This is a genomic window from Lacinutrix sp. Hel_I_90 (genome assembly GCF_000934685.1).
Taxonomy (GTDB): domain Bacteria; phylum Bacteroidota; class Bacteroidia; order Flavobacteriales; family Flavobacteriaceae; genus Lacinutrix.
The window spans coordinates 2,521,971-2,548,100 of the sequence record NZ_JYNQ01000001.1; the positions used below are offsets into that span (position 1 = coordinate 2,521,971).

Below are 26,130 nucleotides of genomic sequence, written 5' to 3' on the forward strand. Positions count from 1 at the left end.
AAAGTCATTAATGCCCTATTGTTTACAGTATTAAAATATAACTGTAGCTATGATAACTATTGGTATTAACGATTCTCCCCTTAACATTGACTCCGACTTTACTATTTTACAAGTATTGCAACAAATTAATGCGCCCTTGCAGGGTGTTGCTGTGGCTGTAAATTCTGAGATTATTCGTCAAGCGCATTGGGAAACAGCAAAGTTACAGTCTGGAGACCAAGTGCTAGTCATTCAAGCCACTCAAGGCGGCTAAAGACAAAAATCCCAAACCATTACTGATTTATAAAAACATTTTTTGACTATGAAAAATAAAGACACTGCTCCAAAACAAGGCACGATTTCAAGACAAGCTTTTCCCAATTCTAATAAGATATATGTTGAAGGCAAACTGTATCCAGAAATTAAAGTGGCCATGCGTGAAATCACTTTGAGTGATACCAAAAATTCAATGACAGGAAAATGGACGCCTAACGAACCGGTGACTGTCTATGATACTTCAGGGCCTTATACAGACCCTGAAAAAGAAATCAATATTCATAATGGTATTGAAAGAATTCGTGAACAATGGATTTTAGACCGTGGTGATGTTGAGCAGTTAGAGGGGTTTTCATCAGACTATTGCAACCAACGTTTAAATGATACGCGCCTAGACCACATGCGTTTTTCTTTATTAAAAAAACCTATGCGTGCTAAAAAAGGACAAAACGTAACGCAATTGCATTATGCTAAAAAAGGCATTATTACTCCTGAGATGGAATACATCGCTATTCGTGAAAACCAGCGTATTGATGAGATGACCGAAATTAGAAAACAACATAAAGGGGAACACTTTGGAGCTGCTATTCCTGCGAAAATCACCCCTGAGTTTGTACGCGACGAAGTGGCAAGAGGGCGCGCAGTCATCCCTTCAAACATAAACCACCCTGAAGCAGAACCTATGATTTTAGGAAGAAACTTCTTAGTGAAAATAAATGCCAATATTGGGAATTCAGCAACCACATCATCAATTGAAGAGGAAGTAGAAAAAGCGGTTTGGGCGTGCCGTTGGGGTGCAGATAATATTATGGATCTATCTACTGGTGAGAACATTCACGAAACACGCGAGTGGATTATAAGAAATTCACCAGTGCCGGTTGGTACTGTGCCCATTTACCAAGCTTTAGAAAAAGTAAACGGGGTAGCAGAAGATTTAACATGGGAAATTTATCGCGACACCTTAATTGAGCAAGCAGAACAAGGGGTTGATTATTTTACCATTCACGCTGGCGTATTGTTGCGTTATGTCCCAATGACCGCTAACCGTGTTACAGGAATTGTGTCTCGTGGTGGTTCTATTATGGCGAAGTGGTGTTTGGCGCATCACAAAGAGAGTTTCTTATATACGCATTTTGAAGACATTTGTGAAATCTTAAAATCTTACGATGTCGCCTTTTCTTTAGGTGATGGTTTACGTCCGGGATCTGTAGCAGATGCAAATGATGAAGCGCAGTTTGCCGAATTAGAGACACTGGGGGAATTAACAAAAATTGCGCGTAAACATGAGGTACAGTGTTTTATTGAAGGTCCAGGTCACGTGCCTATGCACATGATTAAAGAAAATATGGAACGTCAAATTGAAGTTTGTGACGAAGCGCCCTTCTACACTTTAGGCCCTCTAACAACAGATATTGCGCCAGGATACGATCATATTACCTCTGGTATTGGAGCGGCCATGATTGGTTGGTATGGTTGTGCTATGTTATGCTACGTCACGCCAAAAGAGCATTTAGGATTACCCAATAAAGAAGATGTACGTGTTGGTGTCGTTACCTATAAATTGGCGGCTCATGCGGCTGATTTGGCTAAAGGACATCCAGGATCGCAACACAGAGATAATGCTTTGAGTATGGCGCGTTTTGAATTTCGATGGGAAGATCAGTTCAATTTAGGCTTAGACCCAGAGCGTGCGCGTGAATACCATGATGAAACACTGCCTGCAGATGGTGCAAAAATAGCCCACTTCTGTTCTATGTGTGGTCCTAAATTCTGTTCTATGAAAATCTCACAAGAAGTACGTGACTTCGCAGCTGCAAACGACATTGTTGACAATGAAGTGATTAAGAAAGGGATGGAAGAAAAATCTCAGGAATTTAAAGATAAAGGCTCGGAAGTATATTTATAACTAGTAATTTTAAGAAAATGCTAATTTATGATAGTAGTTATCGCTCCGGAACAAGATGTCAGAGATGAAATATTAATTCTGAATCAGCTTTTTGAAGCTGGTTTAGAATATTACCATTTGCGAAAACCGGAAAAGAACTACCTGGAACATTGTACATATTTGAGCCAAGTGGATTCAAAATACCACAACAGAATTGTAGTTCATTATTTTCATGAGTTGATAAATGAATTCAATTTAAAAGGCATTCATTTTCAAGAACAAAAAAGGAGAGATAACATCGATAATCCTGGCCGCTATTTTAAGGCTTTAAATATGTTTGGTAAAACCATTAGCTCCTCGTTTCATGAACTAGAGGAATTAGCGACTTGCGAGTTTGAATTTGATTACCATTTATTAAGTCCTGTTTTTTCTTCCGTATCTAAGAAAGGATATGAAGGAAGAGGTTTCGATGTCAACCACATAGATAAGAGAATTATAGGGATGGGAGGAGTTACTACAAGCAATCTGGCTGAGTTTATAAAACTAGGATATAAAGGTGTTGGTGTTTTAGGCGGGGTCTGGAATAGTGCTACTCCAATATTAGATTTTAACACCATGAAAGACTATTTTTTGCAAAACAATAAAAACTAAGTGGGTACCCAACAATACATACTAACTATAGCAGGTTTTGATCCTTCAAGTGGTGCAGGACTTACTGCCGATATAAAAACCTTTCAGGCCTTTGGTTTGTATGGCTTATCTGTATGTACAGCGGTGACTGTTCAAAATGATATCGATTTTAAAGCCGCCCATTGGGTAGACACTGAGGTTATTCTTAAGCAAATTGATACCTTGTTTGAACGCTTTACTATTGAAGTGGTGAAAATTGGACTTGTAAAAAATTGGGAATCATTAGTGAGTATACTCGAGCAGTTATATCAATATAATCCAACGATAAAAGTTGTGTTAGACCCTGTTTTAAAAGCAAGTGCAGGATATGCTTTTCACAGTGAAGATGATCTCAGCACACTGGATACTATTTTAGAGCGTATTTATTTAATCACTCCAAATTATGAAGAGATACAAAGCTTGTATGCTGATAAGTCTATTAAAGAAACCATTGCGCACATCAGTAGCAAAACAAAGCTGTATTTAAAAGGAGGGCATCGCGAGCATAGCTTAGGTTTAGATGAGCTATATTACAATAAAACAATGCAATTAAGCATGATGCCTAGTGAAACAGTCGTTTTTCCAAAACATGGCAGTGGCTGTGTATTATCTTCAGCTTTAGCGAGTACTATCTTATTAGGATACCCCATTGAAGCCGCAGCACTGCAAAGTAAAAAATATATCGAACAGTTTTTAAGTTCAAACAAAACGCTTTTAGGAGATCATTTCCCATTATCTTCAGCGTATAAAACAAGTAAAAGACTATAAAAATGATTCCAAAACTTCATTATATATCCCAAGGCCAGAGTGTTCAAGAACATATTGATAACATTCAAAATGCTTGTGCTTCTGGAGCAGAGTTAGTACAGTTGCGTTTAAAAGCTATAGACGAAGCTGCGCTTCTCGAAGCGGCCGAAAAAGCGAGAGCAATCACGAGCCATTTTCAAACACGTTTAATTATCAATGATTATTATAAAATTGCTAAAGCCGTAAAAGCAGATGGTGTTCATTTGGGCAAAAATGATAGTTGTCCTACCGTGGCGAGAGCCTATATGGAGCCTTGGCAAATTATTGGCGGTACAGCAAATACGGTAGCCGATTGTAAATCACTTATTGATAAAAAAGTCGATTATATAGGTTTGGGACCTTTTCGTTTTACGAAAACAAAAGAGAACTTGGCTCCGGTTTTAGGGCAACAAGCATATTCAGAAATTCTAGAAGCCTTAAAAACAACAACACCTATTATCGCTGTAGGTGGTATTACCTTAGAGGCTGTTCCTGAACTTTTAAAAACGGGGATTCATGGGGTTGCTGTCTCAGAAGAAATCACAAAAAACTTCAATATAATTAGTGAGTTTAACACCTTATTACGAGGCACGTCACTTTATGAACAATTGTGGAAACCAGATCAACCGGATCAACCAGATAAAAAAGAATAGCATGACAGACGTACTTAAAATAGCAGATAAAACTTTTAATTCCAGGTTGTTTACAGGCACTGGTAAGTTTAAAAGCTCAGAACAAATGCGTGAAGCGATTAGCGCTTCTAAAAGCGAACTCGTTACAGTAGCTTTAAAACGAGTAGACCTGAATAATGACGCAGATGACATGCTGGTGCATCTCAAAGACAACCACATTAACTTGTTGCCCAATACCTCAGGAGTGAGAACAGCAAAGGAAGCAATATTTGCTGCAGAATTGGCCAGAGAAGCTTTGGGGACGCATTGGGTAAAATTAGAAATTCATCCAGATCCTAGGTACTTGTTGCCAGACCCTATTGAAACACTTAAAGCTGCCGAAGCACTAGTAAAACTAGGTTTTGTGGTGATGCCTTATATTCATGCCGACCCGGTTTTATGTAAAAGACTGGAAGACGTTGGTGTGCAATGCGTCATGCCATTAGGAGCACCCATAGGAAGTAACAAGGGATTAAAGACGGTTGATTTTTTAGAAATCATCATAGAACAAAGTAATGTTCCTGTAATTGTAGATGCGGGCATTGGCGCACCTTCTCACGCAGCTTATGCGATGGAATTAGGGGCAGATGCAGTACTAGTTAACACAGCTATTGCTGTGTCACAAAACCCGGTAGCAATGGGAATTGCCTTTAAAATGGCTGTAGAATCGGGTAGAATGGCGTTTAATGCGAAATTAGCTCCAGTAAAACAACGGGCAGAAGCAAGTAGCCCTTTAACCTCTTTTTTAGATGCATAATTTTAAAGCAGTTTTTGACTTATACGATTGGGATACTCTCGAAAAAGAAATTTACGATTGCTCTGCTCAGGAGGTTCAAGCAGTATTGTCTAAAGATAAAATCACATTAGACGATTTCAAAGTCCTGATTTCTCCTGCGGCAAAGCCTTTTATTGAGCAAATGGCGCAACGAAGTCATGCGTTAACGAAGAAGCGTTTTGGAAATACAATCCAGATGTATATCCCAATGTACCTATCAAATGAATGCCAGAATATTTGTACGTATTGCGGCTTCAGTATGACGAATAAAATCAAAAGAAAAACACTTTCAGATAAGGAAATACTTCAAGAAGTCACCCATATTAAAAGCTTGGGGTACGATCATATTCTTTTAGTCACCGGTGAAGCAAATAGAACTGTGGGCGTTTCGTATTTAAAAAACGCAATTCGTTTAATTCGTGAACACTTCTCAAATATCAGTATTGAAGTGCAACCCCTGGATCAGGAAGAGTACGAAACCCTTATAAAGGAAGGCTTATATGCCGTACTAGTCTATCAAGAAACCTATCATAAAGCAACCTATAAAACACACCATCCAAAAGGTAAAAAATCTAATTTTGATTATCGCCTAGATACTCCAGATCGCTTAGGTAAAGCTGGGATTCATAAAATTGGATTGGGTGCTTTATTTGGTTTGGAAGACTGGAGAGTCGATAGTTTTTACACAGCACTTCATTTAAAATATTTGCAGAAGACCTATTGGAAAACGAAATACTCAATATCTTTCCCTAGACTGCGGCCACACCAAGGTGAAGTTGAGCCAAAAGTAGAAATGACAGATGCTGATTTAGTACAATTAATTTGTGCTTACCGCTTATTAGATGAAGACTTGGAATTATCGATGTCTACACGAGAAAGTGAAATTTTCAGAAATAATTGCATCAACCTCGGAATCACTTCTATAAGTGCCGAATCTAAAACAAACCCTGGTGGTTATGCGGTTGCGCCAGAATCTTTGGAGCAATTTGAAATTTCAGATGAAAGAAATACCGAAGCCATAAAACAAATGATACAATCGCAAGGATATCAAGTAATTTGGAAAGACTGGGAGCGAAATTATTCTGAATGAATGTCAAATGAATTTATCAACAGCAGAAAAACAACAATACAATCGCCATCTCATTCTTGAAGATATCGGGTTAGAAGGACAATTAAAATTGAAGCAAGCTAGTGTGCTGGTAATAGGTGCTGGTGGATTGAGTTGCCCAGTGTTACAGTATTTAACGGCTGCGGGCGTGGGCAAAATTGGTATTGTAGATGACGATACTGTAGACCAGTCCAATCTTCAGCGTCAAATACTATACAATCATAAGGATATTGGAATAAATAAAGCTGAAGCTGCTGCTGCGCATTTACAATTATTAAATCCGTTTATCTCCTTTGATACCTATAATACAAGACTGACAAAAGAGAATGCCTTAGCGCTATTCAAAAAACACAGTATTATTGTGGATGGTACAGACAACTTCCCTACGCGCTATTTGATTAATGATGCTGCGGTAATGCTAAACAGACCAGTCGTATTTGGTTCTGTTTTTAAGTTTGAAGGACAAGTTTCTGTCTTTAATTATAGGAATGGACCGACGTATAGATGTTTATATCCAACACCTCCAAAATCAAATGAGGTCCCCAATTGTTCTGAAATAGGCGTGCTAGGCGTGCTGCCGGGAATCATAGGAAGTTTTCAAGCCAATGAAGTACTTAAAATCATATTGGGTTTGGGCAACGTGTTGTCAGGCAAGTTGTTAACGCTTAATGCGTTGTCTATGCAACAATTACTGTTTTCTTTTGGGAGGAATTCGTCAATGTCTATAGACGCATTACAAGATGATTATGAAACATTTTGTGGCATGCCTAAAGCAGTAAAAGAAATAAGTTTTGAAGAATACAAAGCACAAGCTTCACACTTCAATCTTCTCGATGTTAGAACACAGACTGAACGCGATGAATTCCATATAGAGAGTATCCATATTCCTTTGGCTGAATTGGCTTTAAGAGTTCATGAAATTCCTCAAGACAAGTCGCTATTAGTGTTTTGTAAGTCGGGAGTAAGAGGCAAATTAGCTATTGAGATACTTCAAAATAATGGTTTTAAAGAAACCCTTGTAAATTTAAAAGACGGATTGCTAAACGGGGCGCTGTAGTCTTTCAAAACACTATGCATCCTAGTGTGTTTCTCATACTATTTGTGGTCAATAACAGGACCTGTACTAAAGATTATGAAACGATTACATCTTTTATCGACACTAAATTTAGTTCTTTATAATTAAGAGGTCGTGAATAACAAGACGTGTTTTATCCTGTAAATACACATGGAAAACCATATATTTATTGCTAAACGGAACGTTAGCAATCATTAAAAAAACAACACCAAGAATGAAAAAAATAAGTATCACAATCATTACACTTCTTTTTACTTTTCAAGTATTCAGTCAAAACAAAAAAATACTGATTAAAAATGTAACCATTATACCACTACATATTAATCAGTTATTAGAAAATAAAGATGTCATTTTAATAAATGGAGAAATTAAAGAAATTAGAGATCATATAGAAAAAGATACGACCACCTACGATTTAGGAATAATTGATGGACATGAAAAATATCTAATTCCAGCATACGCAGATGCACATGCGCATCTTTCAGAAAAGGAAAACCTAAACGCTTATTTCTTAATGAATTTACTTAATGGTGTTACTACTCTACGTTCAATGCGGGGGGAAATGTGGCATTTAGAAATAAATAAAAAGGGGGCCTTCACCCCAAAACTTATTCTTTCTTCTCCGCCAAGTTCAAGAAACGATAACCTATCGGGAATAGAGGCTAATAACATGATTTCAGCGTACAAAAAGGCTGGCTTTGATTTTATGAAAATCCTCTCTGTAAAAGATGAACAAACATTTGACTATTTAGTAGCATCTGCGAAAGCTAATGATTTTCAGCTTGCTGGGCATTGTCCATCCAGTGTGGGAATATTTAAAACCTGTAAAACCAATGTTTTTCAAAGTATTGAACATTTGGGCGGTTTTTTTCAACTTACCAATGTAGCAGAAATTAATTCAGCCATCAACTTATCTATTACAAAAAATGTTTACCACTGTCCAACCTTAGATTGGTACTTTACTGGACAGGTTTCAGAAGAAGAATTACGACACCGTTCTGGAGTTCCGTTTTTGCCAACTAAAATGGTGAAAAATTGGGAGAGTAAAATAGCTGCTCACTATGAAAAAACGACCAAAGATGAAAGAGAGACCGAAAGAAAAAAGAGCGAAAATCAATTTAATAAGCGGTTAGATTACTTGAAATACATATACAGGCAAGGCGGGAAGTTGCTATTAAGCCCGGACGCTTCAGGAATTTATGGCATTCCTGGGTTTGGCATTCATACAGAAATGAAACATTATGCAAATGCGGGCATTTCGAATTTTGATATTCTTAAAGCGACTTGCTATAATTTATCAGAAATGCTGTCTTCACAAAACGAATGGGGCACTATTAAGGTAGGTGCAAAATCAGATATGGTATTACTAAATACTAATCCTCTTAAAAATATTGAAAACACAAAAAATATAAATGGCATAATATTTAATGGCATGTTTTACTCAAAAACGGAGTTAGAAGAAAAACTATACTTGGAAAAGCGTTAGCTGACTTAATAAGTCTAAAAGAAATGCCAACAGACTGATCAAAATAGTTTAAATGAAAAAAAAATCTTTTTGGGATACAATATCAAACTATATAAAATTTCAAATAGTAATTGTTGGAATACTATTGTTTGTTCTTTTAATTTTAATAATCGGAAGAGTCATTTTTAATTAAAAGTGCGTTCAACCCCTAGAGTAACATAGTAAAAAGTTAGTTGGTGGATTGCATAACTTGCCTATGAATTAGAAAAAATGCGAACTAATAAAACTTGACTTAAACCACGCCTTACTTCACTATTCTTTCCACTCCAAACTCTCCATAATCTGTCTAATATCTTTTTGTAAATAGTGTGCTGCTGGAAGAATTGAATCGTAATTTGGTTTGGCGTAAAAATAGAGTGAACCCGTTAAGAAGTGATTAATACTATCGGTCACATAAAACTGAGATTGTGAAGCGGCATTACCACCAACATCGTAAAACATACCATAGACACGACGCTCGGGGTTTTCATATAAAAACTCTTCAATAGCATCTGCTTTCTGCGTGTGCTCTTGCGTAAAATTTTGGGCATCTCGAAGAAAGTTATTTAAGTTTTTCGGGTTGTTTTCAATGGCTTTATACGTTAAATAAATGGTGCCTTTTAATTTTGGGTATTCAATATTAACGCCATAACTAGTTGTTTCTCCTCCTAAAGTTTTTGTTTTTAGATTTTTGCCTAAGGCATTACGGTCGAAGGTGAATGGCATTTTGGCAAGGTCTTCTGTTTTATAAATGGCTTCAGGATAGTCTAAACGCAAATATGCTTTTGGTTTAGGTGTAGGATCCTCGTTACAGGATGTTAATTGGACACTAAAGACTAGTGTTATAATAAAATAGCTAAAGATTTTTTTCATGAAGTTTATGGTCTCATTTGTAGTGTTCAGTCTTACTTAGACAACAGCACGTCTCTTTTATTAATGCTCTATTCTAGATTACGGCAGCGAGATTTTTACGCGTTTAATGCGTTTTTTATCTAGTGCCTCAATAGTAAAAATATAATTTTCATAATGTATTTTACCACCTTGGCGCGGGAAGCTTCCTGAGATTTCTAAAATAAAGCCAGCAATGGTCTCTGCTTCTCCTTTTTTATCTTCAAAAAGAGAGTCTTCTTCTAGTTTTATAATTTTATAAAAGTCTTTTAAGGTGGTTTTACCTTCAAAAACATAGTTTTTATCATCTAGTTTTGAATAGATAATGTTCTCATCATCAAATTCGTCACTAATATCACCAACAATTTCTTCAATAATATCTTCTAATGAGACTAAGCCAGAGGTGCCTCCGTACTCATCAACTACAACGGCCAAGTGCACTTTCTTTTCTTGAAACTCAGCCATTAAATCATCCAACTTTTTATTTTCTGGCACGAAAAAAGGATCACGTAATAAGCTCGTCCAATCAAACTCTATTTTATCAATATGTGGTAGTAAATCTTTCACGTATAAAATACCTTCTATAGTATCTATACTGTCTATATACACTGGGATTCTGGAAAAACCATTTTCAATGACTTCAGTTATAATTTCAGCATAACTCTGTGTTTTGTTTAGCGCAAAAATATCTAAACGTGGGCGCATAACCTGTTTGGTGTCTGTATTTCCAAACGAAACAATCCCTTTTAATATTTTATGCTCTTCTTGTGTGGTATCATGTTCACTAGTTAATTCTAAGGCTTGAGAGAGTTGGTTGACGCTGAGGTTATACTTTTGTCTCCCTAATTTATTATGGATCCCTAAAGTTATAGCCCGCATGGGTATACTTAAAGGAGAGATTAAAAAATCTAATACACGAAGCGGGAATGCCATAAAAATAGCAAACTTTAGGCTGTTTCTGCTGGCATAGACCTTTGGTAAAATTTCACCAAAGAGTAAAATTAAAAAAGTAACCACAACAACCTCTAAAACAAACTTTATAAGCAGATTGGTTATGCCGCCAAACATAATATTACCTAAAAAAGCAAAAAGGATAACAATGGCAATATTGATAAAATTATTGGCAACTAAAATGGTGGCCAATAGTTTTTTAGGTTTTTCCAGTAGCTTGGTTATTATGGATAGTGCTTTAGAATTCTGGTGGTCTTCCGGTTCTATATCCGAACGTGTTAATGAAAAGAGTGCGACTTCTGCTCCAGAAATTAATGCAGAGCAAAACAGCAATACAAACAGCAGAATAACACTGGGAATTATCGAATAATCGATGGATGTTATTATGAAATATAAGGACGTGGGATCAGGATCCAATAGTTGAAGGTTTAGTTATTAAATTAGAATGGTAAATCGTCATCACTTTCTGCTTTACCCATGGTTTCAGACTTCGCTTCTGTTGGTTTTTGTGTTACAGCAGATTCACTTTCCTTTTTAGTAGTCAAAAAAGTAAAGTCGGTGGCTTGAATTTCTGTGCTATAGCGATCATTTCCAGAATCATCTTGCCATTTGCGGGTTTTTAAACGCCCCTCTATATAGACTTTATCTCCTTTGCTTAAATACTTTTCGCAAATTTCGGCAGCTTTATTACGAAGCACAATATTGTGCCATTCCGTATTGGTTACTTTTTCATTGGTGCTTTTATTGGTGTAGGTTTCATTTGTTGCTAATGGAAAACGGCCTACACAGCCACCACCCTCGAAATAATGCATCTTCACTTCATCTCCTAAATGCCCAATGAGCATCACTTTATTTAAGGTTCCAGACATAATTTACTTTTAGTTATGACAGCAAAATTACAGTTTTACTATTGATAAACTTAAATTTAAGAAAAAAAGAAAGACTTAAGTGTTTTAAAACTTAAAAATTAAATTGTTCAATAAAATTACTAATAAGAATAGGAACAGGAAAATCATGTATTTTTTTTACTGAAATACCTTCAGGCAGACTGGATTTTAGAGATACAATCCAAAATTTAGTGTACAAATGCTGATGGGATAATTTGTGAATGATCGCTTTTTCATTATATAGGGAAAGGTCAAAAACCTTATTTTTTAGTGGAATAAAATCTTTCAGGTGGTCTGCTATTACTGAGAATTCGACTGCTTTTTTCGACTCTATTAAAGGGAATTGGTATAAGTTTTGCCAAATGCCGCTGCCCTCTCGTTGCTCTACAATGGTTTTTTCATCTTCAGAAAGGATGACAATAAAATTAAAATATTTCTTTTTTACTTTTAAAGCCTTAAGCTTAACAGGTAAAACACCAATGTCGTTTTTTTCGAGTGCGATGCATGCGTTATTAAAAGGACAGTTTGGGCAGTCCGGATTTTTTGGTCTGCATAATCTCGCGCCAAACTCCATAACCGCTTGGTTAAACGTCGCTGGTTGCTTCTTGTCAATCAATTCTTGAGCCAACGCTTTAAATTCTTTAAAACCTTTACCTGTATTAATAGGGGTGTAAATACCATAAACCCTTGCTAAAACTCTGTATACATTACCATCAACGACTGCTGTTGGCTCATTAAAGCTTATGGAGGCTATGGCACTAGCAGTATAATCACCTACACCTTTTAGTTTTAGTATTTCAGTAAAGGTGTTGGGGAACATGCCGTTTAGTTCTGAGACTATATATTTTGCTGAGGCATGTAAATTACGTGCTCTGGAATAGTAACCCAGGCCTTGCCATAATTTTAGTACTTGAGATTCTTCGGCTTTAGCAAGATCAAAAACGGTTGGATAATTGGTGATAAACGCGTCGTAATAGGGTAACCCTTGAGCAACTTGGGTTTGTTGTAAAATGATTTCAGACAGCCAAATATAGTAGGGATTTGTAGTGTTACGCCAAGGGAGGTTGCGCTTATTAACTGAATACCAGGAGATTAATTTCTTAGATACGTTCATTTATATGAAAAGATTCGATTGCAAAAGTAAATCTTTATAGTATTAAATTTTAATGAATTAGGTTTGAAATATTGAATATTAAATGCCTATATTTGCCCACCCTTAAAAAGAAATAATAACCCAAATAAGAAAAGAAAATGACTAAAGCTGATTTAGTAGCAAAAATTTCTGAGAAATTAGGAATTGAAAAAGGAGATGTGCAGGCAACTGTTGAAACATTCATGGAAGAAGTAAAAACATCTTTAGAAGCTGGCGATAACGTATACCTAAGAGGATTTGGTAGCTTTATCATTAAAACAAGAGCTGAAAAGACAGGTAGAAACATTTCTAAAAATACAACTATCAAAATTCCAGCACATAACATTCCGGCATTCAAACCTGCAAAAGTGTTTGTAGAAGGAGTGAAAACTAACGTTGACGTAAAGTAATTACAACATAAACGAATTATTAATTTAAAACCAAAGATCTTATGCCAAGTGGTAAAAAAAGAAAAAGACACAAGGTTGCAACGCACAAGCGCAAGAAGAGAAGACGCGCTAATCGTCACAAAAAGAAAAAATAATTCAAAAAAGTAGTTTTTTAAACTACTTTTTTGGTTTGTTAAAAACAATGTTCTTTGAAAACGAACTTAACAGTACTCATGTAAAACCTTGCGTGTGGGTTAGGTTCTTCGGATTTTTTCAAAATCCTGTGATTGTCTCATTTGCGTGAGACATGACTATTCGGTAAAATTTACCGAATAAAATATGTATAATCCATCTGTTGTATCTAACGGTATAACGGATTAAAATTAACAGTATGAATAAAGAATTGATTATTAGATCTAATTCTGAAGGTGTTGATTTTGCCTTATTAAAAGATGGAAAACTAGTAGAATTACATAAGGACGAAGATAGTAACAACTTTGCTGTTGGTGATGTGTTTATTGCCAAAATTAGAAAAGCTGTTCCTGGACTAAATGCTGCATTTGTAAATGTAGGTTATGAAAAAGATGCTTTTTTGCATTATCATGATTTAGGCCCAAAAATATCTTCACTCTTAAAATTCACAAAAAGTGTAAGCACAGGTAAATTAAATGACTTTTCTTTAAAAGACTACCCATTTGAAAAAGATATTGATAAAGACGGCAAAATTGCTAATGTCTTAAAATCAAATCAATCGATGCTGGTACAAATTGTTAAAGAACCGATATCTACAAAAGGCCCTAGAATAAGCTCTGAGCTTTCTATTGCTGGTAGATATATTGTTTTAGTCCCTTTTTCAGACCGTATTTCTATTTCACAAAAAATAGAAGATAAAGCTGAAAAAGACAGACTTAAACGCTTGGTTCAAAGCATAACTCCAAAAGGTTTTGGAGTTATTGTACGTACAGTAGCCGAAGGCAAAAAAGTAGCCGAATTAGACAAAGATTTACAGAATTTGCTTGGTCGTTGGACCGCAATGTGTAAAAAATTAAATAAAGCACATCACCCGACCAAGGTATTAGGTGAGTTAAATAAGGCCTCTTCAATTTTAAGAGATATTTTTAACGACAGTTTTACAGGAATTTATGTAGACGACGAAGCGCTTTATATTCAAATTAAAGATTATGTGCAAGAAATTGCACCAAACAAAGAATCAATAGTTAAACTACATCAGTCTAATGTTCCAATTTATGAAAAATTTGGAGTGGAAAGACAAATTAAAACCGCGTTTGGAAAAACGGTTTCAATGGCAAAAGGAGCCTATTTAGTAATAGAACATACTGAAGCCCTTCACGTTGTAGATGTAAATAGTGGTAATAGATCCAATAAGTCCAACTCTCAAGAAGACACAGCCTTAGAAGTTAATTTAATTTCTGCTACAGAGGTTGCAAGGCAACTTCGCCTTCGTGACATGGGAGGTATAATTGTTGTCGATTTTATTGACTTAAATAAAGCTGATAACAGAAAAAAACTCTATAATCATCTTCGTGATGAAATGAAAGATGATAGAGCCAAACACAAAATATTACCGCCAAGTAAGTTTGGATTGATTCAAATTACAAGACAAAGAGTAAGACCAGAAATGAACATTAAGACTAGGGAGGAAAATCCGGATGCTGTTAATGGAGTGGAGGTCGAAGCTCCAATAGGAATATTATCTAAAATCAATCATGATTTAGAAATTTTATTAAAAAAAGACTATACTAAGGTGACTTTAAACACACATCCTTTTATAGCAGCCTTTCTTACAAAAGGTTTTCCATCTATTCGTTCAAAATGGTTTTTTGAACACAAAAAATGGGTCAAAATTCAACCTAGAGATGCTTACACATATTTAGAATATCATTTTTTTGATAAAAATGGTAAACAAATTAAATAACAATAAAAAAGCCACATCATTTGATGTGGCTTTTTTTGTTGCAGTTGGTTTAATGCTCTTTTTAAGAATTGGTTATAATTCAAAAGTGTTTAATTATTAGAATGTGGTCCACCACTAAGGATCCTAAATTCGGTTCTACGGTTAAGCTGGTGCTGCTCTTCGGTGCAGTTATTAGCACAATTTACAGTTAATTCATTTTCACCTTTTCCGGCACCTGATATTCTTTTAGGGTCAATACCTTTAGAGATAATGTACTGCACCGAGGTTTTAGCACGACGGTCTGAGAGTGCATTGTTATACGCGTTAGAACCACGAATATCTGTATGAGATGTGGCATAGATCACCATATTAGGGTACTTTGTCATGGCCTGTACCAGATTGTCTAATTCAAATGCAGCTTTGGCAGTGATGTTAGATTTGTCAAAATCAAAATAGATTGGATTTAACACCACTTGTTCTATTTCAATTATTTTCTCGATAGGATCTAAAGCAATCACCACAGCTACTTCTTCTTCATTACTACCAGGAATAGTTAATGTGTTGTTTTCATACTCACTCATGGTGACTTGCAATGCTGTGCCTTGCTCGCACGCGATTATGTATTCTGCTTTACCTTCGCTATCGGTGGTTTTAGTAGAAAGTATATTGCCTTCGCCATCTAATAAAGAAGTAGTAGCACCAGTAACAGTTTTTTTCGTTTTAGTATCGACTACCGTTGCTACAATTAAAACATCGCAAAGCGGGCGTATTTTTTTAATAGCATAAATATCATCACCACCTTTACCGCCATCTCGGTTTGAGGACACAAAACCATCTTTGGTGACTTCATTTATACGGAATGCAAAATCATCACCATTAGAGTTCACAGGAATCCCAACATTGCGAATAGGTGCTAGTTTACCGTCAATTTCTTTGGTATAAAACACGTCCATTCCACCAAGTCCTAGATGCCCGATAGAAGAGAAGTATAAGGTGTTGTTGCTGCTAATAAATGGAAACATTTCCTGGCTTTCAGTATTTACTTTTTGTCCCATATTTACGGGGGTTCCCAAGTGCCCATTAGGGCTAATAGGTGCTTTGTAGATGTCAAACTTTCCAAAGCCTCCAGGCCTATCGGAAGCAAAATATAAGGTACTGCCATCTGGGCTCACACTAGGATTTTTAATAGAGTAGTTACGACTGTTAATAGAAAGTGGTTCTATCTTAGAAAATGTACCACCGCTTTTTGAAGCCTTATACAGGTGTAGGACACTGTAGTTGGTGTTTGATACGTAATCTTTTACATAGACATCTTCAAAGAAACTCTCACGCGAGAAGTATACTGTTTTTCCATCAGGTGTAAATGACATCAATCCTTCATGGTATTTGGTATTCATCTGGTCACCCAGAAGTGTTTCATTATGGTAAGTACTATCTTCTGCTAAGGTAAATTCATAGAGGTCTAAAAAGGGCTGTTGGTTCCAACCATAGGTTTTTCTGGCACTATTTCTGGCGGTTGTAATGTATAGTTTGCCCTCCTGAAACGTGCCACCAAAATCTGAAACGGCAGAGTTGAGAGCCAAATTCTGGATGTTAAATTTTTTACCTCTATCTAATATTTTTGGTAGATAATTGGGATTAGCCATAAACATCATGGCTCTATCATCACTTGGACGCATGGATGCAAACTTTTGCATCTGCTCGTTTGAAGCTTCATATTTTCCATTGGCCTTAAGCATTTCAGAATACTTAAATATTAGTTCAGGTTCAGCGTTTGTTTTTAAGGTTTTCGCAAAATAGCGTTCGGCTTCAGTGGTGTTGAATATATTGTAATTGGCCTCTGCTAATCTGCCGTAGACATAAGCATCTGCTGTTCCCTTTTCAACTAATTTTTCATAGGCTGCGATAGCTTCTACGAATTCAAGTTTAGCAAAATGTTTGTCGGCATTTTTAGTGTCTTTATTTTGTGCTGTTACACTAAAGCTGGTAAGAATGATGAGGGCTATAATTAATTGTAATTGTTTCATTTTTAGTTAGCTTAGAGTGATTAAAAATAACGAGGCGAGCGTGAAACTTTTCTAGGAAGATTGATATCGAAATTTATAAAGATCTCATGTGATGTGTTAGTAACCACATTGAGTTCAGACTGTATGGCATCGTAGGCATAGCCTATGCGCATATTAGGCGATATCATAAAGTTGATCATTCCAATGAAGGAATCGTCAACTCTGTAACCAGCACCCACTTCAACGAGGTCGTACATGAATAGGTTTAGGTTAATATCGTAACTCACAGGCGCATCAAAAGCAAATTTTAAAAGCGCGTGTGGTTTTAATTTAAAATGCTCCGAGAGGTCAAACACATACCCAGCGGTGGCAAAGAGATGTTCTACCTCAGAGCCTATTTTGTTTCCATTAAAATCTAAATGCGTACTGTTTAGAATGTTTGGCATCGAGAAAGAGACATAGAATTTATTTGGAGTGTAGAAATAGAGACCCGCGCCAATATTAGGTGTGGTTTCGTTAATATCCTGAGAAAATAACGGATCGTTCTCATCAATAGTGTCTATAGATCCAGTCCCAATATCGTGAAAGGTTGCTCCAGCTTTTAAGCCAAAGGCCATTTTTGTATTACTACTTATCGGTAAGGTGTATGAGAAATCCACATAAGCATTGGTTTCATTTACAGGCCCTACTTCATCACTAATGAGAGAGAATCCTATACCTACACGATTCCCTACAGGAGAATGTATGGCTAGGGTTGCAGTGCTTGGTGCGCCTTCTAGACCCACCCACTGGCTGCGGTAGAGTGCGCCTATAGAGAGAATTTCACTTGAGCCGGCATAGGCAGGATTCACCACATTCATGTTGTACATGTACTGCGTGTATTGTGGATCTTGTTGGGCTTGTACGGCTAAACCGACTAGGATAACGAGATAAAATAGCTTTTTCATGTTATATATTGGTTTTTCTAGCCGCTTTTTTATCCTTTTCAGGACTACGTAATCAAGTTATTACTAAACTATTAAAAATGACGAGTAAAATCAGAAAAATATAATGGGTTAAGTGCTTTTATTAACGACTAAGGCCTAAGTTTACTTAGAGTTATAATATATTTAGTTTAAAATAATTAGGGTGCTGGATTAGGAATGTTGGAGTGTATCGCATTTATATCATCTAATAATGTATCGCTTAAATCTATAGAGATACTAGCAATATTTTCTTTGAGCTGTTCCAAATTTGTTGCTCCTATAATATTACTGGTAACAAATGTTCTTTGATTTACAAAAGCTAAAGACATTTGAGCAAGAGACAGGTTGTTTTTCTCTGCTAAGCTCATGTATTGTTTTGTTGCCATTGTAGCTTGTTCGCTGCTATAACGAGAAAAACGGGGAAATAATTTTAAACGTGCGTTATCTGCTGCTGTATTTTTTATATATTTTCCAGAAAGTACGCCAAACGCCATAGGAGAGTACACTAATAAGCCAATGTTTTCTCGCATTGAAATTTCTGCCATATCGCCTTCAAAAACACGGTTTATTAGTGAGTAAGCATTTTGTATAGTAATTGGTCTCGGTAAGTTACTGTTTGTTGATTCTTCAAGATAGCGCATCGTTCCCCAAGCTTTTTCATTAGATAAACCAATATGACGCACTTTCCCTTCTTTGATTACCTGATCGAGACCTTCTAAAACCTCTTTAAAATTATCTTTCCATTGGTCATCAGGGTTATGTTTGTAATCTCTAATACCAAATGTATTTGTGTCACGTTCTGGCCAATGTAATTGGTATAAGTCAATATAATCTGTTTGTAATCTTTTTAATTCTAAATCAACGGCTTCTTTTATAGCGCTTTTACTGAATCCAGTCGTACGAATGTGAGCTGTGTAATCTCCCGGACCAGCTATTTTTGAGGCCAATACTACCTTATCTCTATTTCTGGATTTTTTTAACCAGGTGCCTATAATTTTACTGGTTCTGCCAGATGTTTCGGCTGTGGCAGGAACAGGATATAGTTCTGCAGTATCAATGAAATTAACACCTTGGTCCAAGGCATAGTCAAGTTGCAAATGTCCTTCGGCTTCAGTATTTTGGTTTCCCCAAGTCATTGAGCCTAAACAAATCTTACTAACTTTAATAGAAGTGTTTGGTAGTGTGGTGTATTTCATAATTGATGCTATTTAATTTTTATATAAAGATAAAACCTGCTTTTTTTAATGTGAACTAAATTATTTAAATCTTTGTTAAGATCCTGCTTTAAGGATAACTCATAATTGTTTTTTAGAAAGAAATCGTAAGTACTTCTTTAATGAAGTGGCGTCCTTTATTATGAAACATTAAATATGTTAAGTTCAAGTTTGCTGTACACCCCTTTTTGTGAGATCTCAAATCAATTTTGAGACTGCATTGCAGAAAAAGATAAGCGGTTAGCTTAAGCTTTAGGGAACCCTTCTGCCATCAATAAGGCGCTTAAATGCTAGAGGTCTAATTCTAACAAAATAGGACAGTGATCGCTATGTTTAGCTTCGGTTAAAATAACAGATCGTTTAATTTTATCCTGTAACGGTTTTGTAACCATTGCATAATCTATACGCCAGCCTTTATTGTTTGCACGCGCATTTGCACGATAGCTCCACCATGTGTATTCTACACGATCGGGATTAAGAAAACGGAAAGAATCTATAAGGCCACTATCGATAAAACCACCAATCCATTCGCGTTCTACTGGTAGAAAACCTGAAACGTTTTTCATTTTAGGGTTATGAATATCTATGGCTTCATGACAAATATTATAATCGCCACAGACCACTAAATTAGGAATTGTCTCATGCAAATTAGTCACGTAGTCTTGAATTTCTGCCATATAATTAAGCTTAAAATCTAGACGATCGAGATTTGTGCCAGAGGGTAAATACATACTCATAATAGAGACATTGTCAAAGTCGACGCGCAGATTTCTACCTTCAAAATCCATAGTTTCAATACCCGTACCATATGCTACATGATTAGGCTTGGTTTTACTTAAAATGGCAACACCACTATAACCTTTTTTTTGTGCACTGTACCAATAATGGTATTTATAACCTGCTTCTTCAAATAAAGTAAGGTCTAATTGCTCTTCCATGGCTTTAATTTCCTGTAGGCAAACGACATCTGGATTGGCACTTTTTAACCAATCTATAAAACCTTTATTAAGCGCAGCGCGTATACCATTTACGTTGTATGAGATGATTTTCATTACTTTTTAAATAAAATTGATGAGATCCCAATTCAGATTGGGGTCATTAGCTTTAGTTTAAAGCTAACTAATTTTAGCTAAAATAAATAATGCCTTACTTTTACACCATTAAATGCTCACGATTTTAAACACAAACTATCAACAAAATATAAACCTTCGTTTTTAGTTTACTATGTATATGAAGTTTACCGTTTCAGTTTTATTCTTTTTATTTGGAGTTTTTGCCATCGCGCAAGAACAGGAGTCCAATTATAAGCAGAAAACGGTTGCATTTACTCAAACGATTGCCATTGATAGTGTGAGTATTAATCCGAAAGACTTTAAAGTAACCTTAAAGGACGCCACAGTTTTAGACAGTACTTTTTACGATGTTGATTTTAGTAAAGCCATTCTGAAATTTAAAACCCCTGTTGAAGCCGATTCCATTCGTATTCAGTATTTAAAATATCCTGACTTTTTAACCAAAACCTACAAACAGTTTGATGAGGCTATTATAGTGGAAAATAATAGTAAACTAAATCAATTGTACCGTATTTCTCAACCGAATACTGAAAATAACTATAAGCCTTTTGATGGTTTAACCACTAGCGGCAGTATATCGCGGGGCGTCACCATTGGGAACAATCAAAACTCGGTATTAAATAGTGAGTTAGATCTTCAAATAACAGGAAAACTAAATGATAAAGTATCACTGCGAGCCTCTATTCAAGATGCGAATATTCCATTACAGGAAAGTGGGTATACGCAACGCCTTGATGAGTTTGATCAGGTTTTTGTTGAGATTTTTAGTGACCGTTGGAATATTCGTGCAGGCGATATAGATTTAGAGAATAACGCGTCTTATTTTGCTGAATTTTCTAAGCGGGTGCAAGGTTTGTCTTTGCAGGCCCGATTAGGAGAAGACGATTCCCAGACCAATTTATTTGCAGCTGGCGCCATTGTACGTGGCCAGTTTACAACGAGTCAGTTTACAGCGCAGGAAGGCAATCAAGGCCCCTACAAATTAAAAGGTCCAAATGGTGAATTATTTGTGCTTATTGTTTCTGGCAGTGAAACCGTTTATGTGAATGGTATTGTTGTAAATCGGGGTGAAAGCGAAGATTATATTATTGATTATAATGCTGGAGAAATTATATTTAATGCCACGTTTCCCATTACGTCAGAGATGCGTATTACGGTAGATTACCAATTTAGCGATCGCAATTATTCGCGAATTGTCGCGTATGGTGGCGGAAATTATAACAGCGAAAAATTTGATATTGGTGTGTCTGTTTTTTCAGAAAATGATGTAAAAAATAATCCCTTACAACAAAATCTGTCTTCAGAACAAGTCGCTATTTTAAGTGACGCAGGTGATGAAAAGAGTGAAATGGTAGCGCCTTCAGAAGTAGAAGAAGCCTTTAATGAAAACCGTATTTTATATAAAAAGGAAATTATTAATGCTGTCGAAGCTTTTGTGTTTTCAAACAATCCTGAAGACACCTTATTTAGTGTACGTTTTACAAATGTTGGTGAAAACCAAGGGGATTATAGGGTTAGTAGTATCAATGCCATCAATACTATTTATGAATATGTAGCGCCGGTTTTAGGCGTTCCGCAAGGTAATTTTGAACCTATTGTACAATTGGTGGCACCAGTTAAATTGCAGTTGGCAGTTATAAATGGTAGTTATTCACCTTCAGAAAAAACAAGTATCAATTTTGAAGTCGCTGCGAGTAAAAATGATTTGAATCTGTTTTCAGAAATTGATGACCATGATAATAATGGCTTGGCCACAAAACTGAGTGTTAGGCAATCCTTAGTAAAACAAGATAGTTTATGGAATTTGGAAGCTTTTATTGATACAGATTTTATTCAGCAGGAATTTAGAAACATTCAAGGACTCTATAACCCTGAGTTTAATCGGGATTGGAATATAGACGCACCGTCACTTACTGGGCTTAACAGTGCTCTAGGAAATCAATTATTGTTCTCGGCGGGAGCTAAGTCGTTTCATAATAAAAAAGGGCATGCTAATTATTTATTTGAACATTTAAGTTTTTCAAATGGGTTTAATGGCAATAGACATTCGGTAAATGCCCGATTATTGTTAAAAAAAAGGGTTACTTTAAACAGTAGCACCAGTATTTTAAATAGTAATGCTATACAAACAACCTCTACTTTTTTACGAACACGAAATGAAGGACGTTACAGCTTTAAAAAAGCATGGCTTGGCGGACGCTTTTCGGCAGAAAATAACGAACAAAGAACTGTAGTTACAGATACCCTTACCAATTTAAGTCAGCGCTTTAAAGCGTACGAGATTTTTACGGGTATTGGTGATAGTACGACTGTTTTTACTGAAGTGGGTTATAAATATCGCGTTAATGATAGTTTACGGAACAATACTTTAAAACGGGTGAATACATCTAATACCTATTACTTAGATTCACGATTTATTAAAAACAAGCGAACTAATCTCTCACTTTACCTTAATTATAGAATTTTGAAAAATGAGGAGAAAACGGTTGAAGATGAGCCATCACTAAATTCTAGATTGCAATACAGTCAGCAATTTTTCGAAAACAAAGTACAATGGACTACTGTTTTTGAAACCAATTCTGGCACACTACCACAACAGGATTTTACTTATGTTGAAGTAGAGCCTGGACAAGGGGCTTATACTTGGAACGATTATAATGGGAATGGAATTCAAGAACTAGAGGAGTTTGAGATTGCTCAATTTCAAGATCAAGGCAGTTACATTCGCGTATTGTTGCCAAATCAGATTTTTATAAAAACGCATCAAAACAGATTGAGTCAAACCTTGACCTTGAATCCAGGGAATTGGATAAATTCTGAAGCTAAGACCAAGCAATTCTGGTCTCATTTTTATAATCAGACCAGTTATTTAATAGATAGAAAAATAAAACGTGAGGGAAATAATTTTAATATCAATCCCTTTGAAAGTGATGATGACAAGCAGTTAGGACTTCAACTTAACTTAAGGAATGTGTTGTTTTATAATCGAGGGAAGCAACATTACACAACGTCTTATACTTTTTTAAATAATTCCTCTAGAAACACCTTGTCTGTTGGTTTTATAGCCAATACTTTAAAGAGTCATCAATTGAATTTTAATCATAAATTTGCAACCAGTTGGTTGTTTAATTTTCTAACAGGCTTTGATGAGAATGAAAGCGAAAGCGAGAGTTTTACAAGTAAAAACTATAAGATTAACGAGTCGCGCTTTAACCCGAAGTTGTCTTATTTAATTAACGATGATGCCCGTTTTGATGTGTTCTATCAATATACCAATAAAGACAATACTATTGGTAGTAGGGAACAGTTAAAACAGCAAAAATATGGGGTCTCTTTTGCTTTAAATAAAAACGCAAAATCGGCATTGTCTGGAGAGTTTAATGTGTTTTCAAACACTTTTGAAGGGAATTCAAATTCACCCGTAGGCTATCAAATGTTAGAAGGCTTACAACGGGGTAAAAACTTTACTTGGAGTCTTTTGGCACAACAAAAAATCACTAAGTTTTTAGATTTGAATCTCACTTACTTTGGAAGAAAAACGGAGACAAGTAAAACGATACATACCGGTAATGTGCAATTGAAAGCCTATTTTTGATAGATTTTAATTCCCGTATTGTTCTGGTAATGCTTCAAAAATGGCTAAAGGTATGGTTGTAGAACAACAACGAGATTCTAAATATAGTGTGCAGCCCAATATAATTCCTTTTCACTTATATTAACAAGGCTTATATAAAGCCATCATAACAAATAATGTTGAGAGGGCGGGACTTTAATAGATGCCTACGCCTTAAGGCTTCTGGAAGTTAAGTCAAATCAGTATTATTTTGAAAAAATAAAGCTTAACATTGGAAGAAAAACCAAAAATTTTATTGAAATTATATGCTGATAAGATTTAAAAGGCGGGCAAATTATAGCAAAAGGGACGTCTATAATCTTATAGAAATCACTAATTTAAATAAAGTAGTCAATGGATAAAGTAAAGGACATAAGTCATAGTGAAAATCTCATCTTTGGTAAACGAACAGAACTCTATTTTGCCATCCTTTGTGGGGTGTTCTTAAGCTTAGGTTTTTTTATAGAAAAAGGGCTTGACCTTCCACGTTGGATTGCAATATTAAGCTATGGAATGGCTTACTTTTTTGGGGGGTATTTTATTTCTATTGAGGCCTATAAGAAAATTACTAAAGGAGGGTTTGATATTGATTTTTTAATGATTGCTGCGGCTATTGGAGCTGCTTATATTGATAGCTGGGCAGAAGGAGCTTTACTTTTATTTCTTTTTAGTTTAGGACACGCTTTAGAACATTACGCTATGAATAAAGCTCAAAAATCTATTGAAGCCTTAAGCGATTTATCACCCAAAGTAGCATTGGTTAAAAAGAACGGTCAAATTATTGAAACTCCAATTGAAGATTTAAAAGTTGGAGACACTATAGTAATAAAGCCCAACTCTAAAATTGCTGCAGACGGCGTTATAATAATGGGTAATAGTAGTATAGATCAAGCACCAATCACAGGCGAGAGCATGCCAGTAGACAAAACCGCAATTACGTCAATAGATAATTTACCAGAATTTAAACACATTGATAAAACTCATGTCGTATTTACAGGAACCATTAATGGCGATAGTAACTTAGAAGTTCGGGTGTTAAAATTGAGTCAAGATTCGACAGTTGCAAGATTAATTAAAATGGTAAGTGAGGTTGAAACCCAAAAATCACCAACACAGCGCTTGACCAAAAAATTCGAAAAGTGGTATGTGCCTATTGTGCTAATTGTAGTTACTCTTTTATGTTTTGCCTATGTAGTTGTTGACGAAACCTTTAAAGAAAGTTTATACAGAGCCATAACGGTTTTGGTTGCAGCCAGTCCCTGTGCCTTGGCTATTTCCACACCGAGCGCAGTGCTTAGTGGTATTGCACGAGCAGCGCAAAAAGGAGTGTTGATTAAAGGAGGAAAAGCCTTAGAGGATTTGGGGACTATTAGCACTATTGCATTTGATAAAACAGGAACCTTAACAGAAGGTAAGCCTAAATTAACAAACGTAATTGCTTTAAATAATTTTGAAGAACAAGAGTTGCTACAAATCGTTTTGGAGGTTGAAAGTTTAAGTAATCATCCTTTGGCTAAAGCTATAGCCAAAGATATTGAAGCACTCCACAATATACAATTTAAAGATCTTGCGCGTGAAATAGAAGGGATCCAAGGAAAGGGAATTACTGCTAAATATAAGGATTCGAAAGTTTTTATTGGAAATTTAAAATTAATGTATGACGAAGGAATAACTGTAGATACTATTGTAAAATCAAAAATGGAGGGGCTCTTACGCGATGGACACACCATGATGTTAGTTGCCTTTAAGAACGAACTCATTGGTTTAATTGGCGTTATGGATGTGCCTAGAAAGACCGCAGCCAACACACTTAAGAAATTAAAGTCTATTGGCATTAAACGCATGATAATGCTTACTGGAGACCATCAAAACGTAGGAGATGCTATTGCAAAACAAATAGGTTTAACAGAAGTAAAAGGTAATTTGTTGCCAGAAGATAAGGTCGCTGAAATTAAGAAACTATTAGCAAGAGATGGAAAAATCGCAATGATCGGAGATGGGGTAAATGACGCTCCTGCAATGGCTTTAAGCACAGTTAGTATAGCTATGGGAGCAGCAGGAAGTGATGTGGCTTTAGAAACTGCAGATGTCGCACTCATGTCTGATAAAATTGAAAACTTACCTTTTGTAATAGGTTTGAGTAGGGCTTCAAAACGCATTATAAAAGAAAACATTTTTATTAGTTTGGGCGTTGTTGTGGTATTGGTTCCTGTGACTATTTTGGGATTGACTAATATTGGCTTAGCCGTTTTATTTCATGAAGGTTCAACAGTAGTCGTAGTTTTGAATGCACTGCGATTATTAGCCTATAAAAAGTAGTTTTAATTTCAAGAACACAATTAAAAATAAGTTTTCTTTTCTAACGCAAC

21 protein-coding genes are annotated in these 26,130 nt (G+C 35.8%); 13 read left to right on the plus strand and 8 right to left on the minus strand.

Annotated elements, in window-relative coordinates; all coding sequences use genetic code 11:
* Nucleotides 1-49 precede the first annotated feature (49 nt).
* The 9 genes from thiS (at nucleotide 50) to GQ46_RS11140 (ending at nucleotide 8,710) form a co-directional block, all read left to right on the plus strand.
* A complete protein-coding gene (gene thiS / locus GQ46_RS11100; RefSeq protein ID WP_044401805.1) occupies nucleotides 50-253 on the plus strand; it encodes a sulfur carrier protein ThiS in 204 nt (67 codons plus the stop codon).
* Between the two features lie 48 nt (nucleotides 254-301).
* Nucleotides 302-2,161, plus strand: coding sequence for a phosphomethylpyrimidine synthase ThiC (thiC, locus tag GQ46_RS11105; RefSeq protein ID WP_044401808.1), 1,860 nt, complete (start codon nucleotides 302-304; stop codon nucleotides 2,159-2,161).
* A 27-nt stretch (nucleotides 2,162-2,188) separates the two neighbouring features.
* Nucleotides 2,189-2,791, plus strand: a complete 603-nt coding sequence (locus GQ46_RS11110; RefSeq protein ID WP_044401811.1) for a thiamine phosphate synthase — start codon at nucleotides 2,189-2,191, stop codon at nucleotides 2,789-2,791.
* Nucleotides 2,792-3,577 (plus strand): hydroxymethylpyrimidine/phosphomethylpyrimidine kinase, encoded by a 786-nt coding sequence (locus tag GQ46_RS11115; RefSeq protein ID WP_044401814.1) that lies wholly within the window; start codon nucleotides 2,792-2,794, stop codon nucleotides 3,575-3,577. It abuts the gene before it with no gap.
* Nucleotides 3,578-3,579: 2 nt separating this feature from the next.
* On the plus strand, nucleotides 3,580-4,248 hold the full coding sequence (gene thiE / locus GQ46_RS11120; protein ID WP_044401817.1) for a thiamine phosphate synthase: 669 nt from the start codon (nucleotides 3,580-3,582) through the stop codon (nucleotides 4,246-4,248).
* 1 nt (nucleotide 4,249) lies between these two features.
* A complete protein-coding gene (locus tag GQ46_RS11125; RefSeq protein WP_044401820.1) occupies nucleotides 4,250-5,023 on the plus strand; it encodes a thiazole synthase in 774 nt (257 codons plus the stop codon).
* A complete protein-coding gene (gene thiH, locus GQ46_RS11130; RefSeq protein WP_044401823.1) occupies nucleotides 5,016-6,131 on the plus strand; it encodes a 2-iminoacetate synthase ThiH in 1,116 nt (371 codons plus the stop codon). The genes GQ46_RS11125 and thiH overlap by 8 nt, the downstream gene beginning before the upstream one ends.
* Before the next feature lie 7 nt (nucleotides 6,132-6,138).
* Entirely contained in the window at nucleotides 6,139-7,206 is a 1,068-nt protein-coding gene (gene moeB / locus GQ46_RS11135) for a molybdopterin-synthase adenylyltransferase MoeB (protein ID WP_044401826.1), read from the plus strand.
* 232 nt (nucleotides 7,207-7,438) lie between these two features.
* Nucleotides 7,439-8,710 carry a hypothetical protein gene (locus GQ46_RS11140; protein ID WP_156133188.1) on the plus strand — a complete coding sequence of 424 codons (1,272 nt, stop codon included), beginning with the start codon at nucleotides 7,439-7,441 and terminating at the stop codon, nucleotides 8,708-8,710.
* Between the two features lie 291 nt (nucleotides 8,711-9,001).
* Here the strand turns inward: GQ46_RS11140 and gldD are convergent, their stop codons facing one another.
* From gldD to mutY, 4 genes are all read right to left on the minus strand, one after another.
* A complete protein-coding gene (gldD, locus tag GQ46_RS11145; RefSeq protein ID WP_044401832.1) occupies nucleotides 9,002-9,601 on the minus strand; it encodes a gliding motility lipoprotein GldD in 600 nt (199 codons plus the stop codon).
* A gap of 78 nt (nucleotides 9,602-9,679) precedes the next feature.
* Nucleotides 9,680-10,984: a gliding motility-associated protein GldE gene (locus tag GQ46_RS11150; protein ID WP_044401835.1), complete on the minus strand. Its 1,305-nt coding sequence runs from the start codon at nucleotides 10,982-10,984 to the stop codon at nucleotides 9,680-9,682.
* 23 nt (nucleotides 10,985-11,007) lie between these two features.
* Complete coding sequence (locus GQ46_RS11155; protein ID WP_044401838.1) at nucleotides 11,008-11,436, minus strand: single-stranded DNA-binding protein; 429 nt, start codon at nucleotides 11,434-11,436, stop codon at nucleotides 11,008-11,010.
* Nucleotides 11,437-11,527: 91 nt separating this feature from the next.
* Entirely contained in the window at nucleotides 11,528-12,568 is a 1,041-nt protein-coding gene (gene mutY / locus GQ46_RS11160) for an A/G-specific adenine glycosylase (RefSeq protein WP_044401841.1), read from the minus strand.
* Between the two features lie 137 nt (nucleotides 12,569-12,705).
* On the opposite strand from mutY, the gene GQ46_RS11165 reads away from it, so the two are divergent.
* Both GQ46_RS11165 and GQ46_RS11170 read left to right on the plus strand, forming a co-directional pair.
* Entirely contained in the window at nucleotides 12,706-12,996 is a 291-nt protein-coding gene (locus tag GQ46_RS11165) for an HU family DNA-binding protein (RefSeq protein ID WP_013869848.1), read from the plus strand.
* A 370-nt stretch (nucleotides 12,997-13,366) separates the two neighbouring features.
* Nucleotides 13,367-14,911: a ribonuclease E/G gene (locus tag GQ46_RS11170; RefSeq protein ID WP_044401846.1), complete on the plus strand. Its 1,545-nt coding sequence runs from the start codon at nucleotides 13,367-13,369 to the stop codon at nucleotides 14,909-14,911.
* An 89-nt stretch (nucleotides 14,912-15,000) separates the two neighbouring features.
* On the opposite strand, the gene GQ46_RS11175 is transcribed toward GQ46_RS11170, so the two are convergent.
* From GQ46_RS11175 to GQ46_RS11190, 4 genes are all read right to left on the minus strand, one after another.
* Entirely contained in the window at nucleotides 15,001-16,917 is a 1,917-nt protein-coding gene (locus GQ46_RS11175) for an OmpA family protein (protein ID WP_044401848.1), read from the minus strand.
* 20 nt (nucleotides 16,918-16,937) lie between these two features.
* Entirely contained in the window at nucleotides 16,938-17,843 is a 906-nt protein-coding gene (locus GQ46_RS11180) for a type IX secretion system membrane protein PorP/SprF (RefSeq protein ID WP_044401851.1), read from the minus strand.
* 176 nt (nucleotides 17,844-18,019) lie between these two features.
* On the minus strand, nucleotides 18,020-19,057 hold the full coding sequence (locus tag GQ46_RS11185) for an aldo/keto reductase (RefSeq protein WP_044401854.1): 1,038 nt from the start codon (nucleotides 19,055-19,057) through the stop codon (nucleotides 18,020-18,022).
* A gap of 308 nt (nucleotides 19,058-19,365) precedes the next feature.
* The gene (locus GQ46_RS11190; RefSeq protein ID WP_044401857.1) at nucleotides 19,366-20,127 is read right to left on the minus strand and encodes an exodeoxyribonuclease III; all 762 of its coding nucleotides are present in this window, start codon (nucleotides 20,125-20,127) and stop codon (nucleotides 19,366-19,368) included.
* A 178-nt stretch (nucleotides 20,128-20,305) separates the two neighbouring features.
* Here GQ46_RS11190 and GQ46_RS11195 point away from each other — a divergent pair, with 178 nt between their 5' ends.
* Nucleotides 20,306-23,743 carry a hypothetical protein gene (locus GQ46_RS11195; RefSeq protein ID WP_044401859.1) on the plus strand — a complete coding sequence of 1,146 codons (3,438 nt, stop codon included), beginning with the start codon at nucleotides 20,306-20,308 and terminating at the stop codon, nucleotides 23,741-23,743.
* A 372-nt stretch (nucleotides 23,744-24,115) separates the two neighbouring features.
* Nucleotides 24,116-26,080: a heavy metal translocating P-type ATPase gene (locus GQ46_RS11200; protein WP_044401861.1), complete on the plus strand. Its 1,965-nt coding sequence runs from the start codon at nucleotides 24,116-24,118 to the stop codon at nucleotides 26,078-26,080.
* Nucleotides 26,081-26,130: the final 50 nt, after the last annotated feature.

Bases quoted from the DNA above. Each gene is read 5' to 3' on its own strand.
- GQ46_RS11125 (WP_044401820.1), top strand. From the start codon at position 4,250: ATGACAGACGTACTTAAAATAGCAGATAAAACTTTTAATTCCAGGTTG.
- moeB (WP_044401826.1), top strand. From the start codon at position 6,139: ATGAATTTATCAACAGCAGAAAAACAACAATACAATCGCCATCTCATT.
- thiE (WP_044401817.1), top strand. From the start codon at position 3,580: ATGATTCCAAAACTTCATTATATATCCCAAGGCCAGAGTGTTCAAGAA.
- GQ46_RS11185 (WP_044401854.1), bottom strand. From the start codon at position 19,057: ATGAAATACACCACACTACCAAACACTTCTATTAAAGTTAGTAAGATT.
- GQ46_RS11170 (WP_044401846.1), top strand. From the start codon at position 13,367: ATGAATAAAGAATTGATTATTAGATCTAATTCTGAAGGTGTTGATTTT.
- mutY (WP_044401841.1), bottom strand. From the start codon at position 12,568: ATGAACGTATCTAAGAAATTAATCTCCTGGTATTCAGTTAATAAGCGC.
- GQ46_RS11190 (WP_044401857.1), bottom strand. From the start codon at position 20,127: ATGAAAATCATCTCATACAACGTAAATGGTATACGCGCTGCGCTTAAT.
- GQ46_RS11140 (WP_156133188.1), top strand. From the start codon at position 7,439: ATGAAAAAAATAAGTATCACAATCATTACACTTCTTTTTACTTTTCAA.
- GQ46_RS11165 (WP_013869848.1), top strand. From the start codon at position 12,706: ATGACTAAAGCTGATTTAGTAGCAAAAATTTCTGAGAAATTAGGAATT.
- thiS (WP_044401805.1), top strand. From the start codon at position 50: ATGATAACTATTGGTATTAACGATTCTCCCCTTAACATTGACTCCGAC.
- gldD (WP_044401832.1), bottom strand. From the start codon at position 9,601: ATGAAAAAAATCTTTAGCTATTTTATTATAACACTAGTCTTTAGTGTC.
- GQ46_RS11110 (WP_044401811.1), top strand. From the start codon at position 2,189: ATGATAGTAGTTATCGCTCCGGAACAAGATGTCAGAGATGAAATATTA.
- GQ46_RS11155 (WP_044401838.1), bottom strand. From the start codon at position 11,436: ATGTCTGGAACCTTAAATAAAGTGATGCTCATTGGGCATTTAGGAGAT.
- GQ46_RS11180 (WP_044401851.1), bottom strand. From the start codon at position 17,843: ATGAAAAAGCTATTTTATCTCGTTATCCTAGTCGGTTTAGCCGTACAA.
- GQ46_RS11195 (WP_044401859.1), top strand. From the start codon at position 20,306: ATGAAGTTTACCGTTTCAGTTTTATTCTTTTTATTTGGAGTTTTTGCC.
- GQ46_RS11200 (WP_044401861.1), top strand. From the start codon at position 24,116: ATGGATAAAGTAAAGGACATAAGTCATAGTGAAAATCTCATCTTTGGT.
- thiH (WP_044401823.1), top strand. From the start codon at position 5,016: ATGCATAATTTTAAAGCAGTTTTTGACTTATACGATTGGGATACTCTC.
- GQ46_RS11175 (WP_044401848.1), bottom strand. From the start codon at position 16,917: ATGAAACAATTACAATTAATTATAGCCCTCATCATTCTTACCAGCTTT.
- thiC (WP_044401808.1), top strand. From the start codon at position 302: ATGAAAAATAAAGACACTGCTCCAAAACAAGGCACGATTTCAAGACAA.